Source organism: Photobacterium sp. GB-210, assembly GCF_003026075.1.
GTDB lineage: Bacteria > Pseudomonadota > Gammaproteobacteria > Enterobacterales > Vibrionaceae > Photobacterium.
The window spans coordinates 1-546 of sequence record NZ_PYNU01000073.1; the positions used below are offsets into that span (position 1 = coordinate 1).

At 36.6% G+C, this 546-nt stretch carries 1 protein-coding gene and 1 pseudogene; both read right to left on the reverse strand.

Annotated features, from left to right (window positions below; translation table 11 throughout):
- Window positions 1-52: 52 nt before the first annotated feature.
- The gene (locus C9J38_RS21685; protein WP_107208811.1) at window positions 53-334 is read right to left on the reverse strand and encodes a hypothetical protein; all 282 of its coding nucleotides are present in this window, start codon (window positions 332-334) and stop codon (window positions 53-55) included.
- Between the two features lie 69 nt (window positions 335-403).
- Window positions 404-546, reverse strand: a pseudogene (locus C9J38_RS21690) (IS3 family transposase); the annotation flags it as partial.

Here is a 546-nt window from a genome sequence, read left to right on the forward strand (position 1 = left end):
AGTATTCAGTTAGTGCCGACAATACCACTTGGCTATTGTCGGCAGCTCCAAATTAAATTTCTAATACTCTTTTCTTTTGTTTTCTATGTTGGAAATCATAAATGGTGAATGGAGTTGAAGGGATCATACCCATATTATCTAAATAATTTACACTCGCTAACTGAGCAATCCATTGATTAAATTCTTTTTGTTGATCGCCATCTAAGATGTAGTTTATGCGCTGTAGGTTTTTCACAAGCGCATTATCTGAACTATGTTTTTTACCCTCGACATTCATGTGGGCTAACACTTCAACAAACTTGCGCCAAGAGCGAATAGTACCGCTTAATAACACATAAATTGCTGCTTCCTGCTCCTCCTCAAGATTAAGCCAATATGTATGTACTAGGGAATTGTGTAGTGGTCAACAAATACTAGCTACGGTTTTAGAGGTTAACCAATATAATCGTTCTGATTCATTCGGTGTTAATCCGCCATTATATTGATGTGGTCGTAATTGGCTGTAATAACCAATAATATATCGAGTGATTTCGTGTTTTGCTTCAG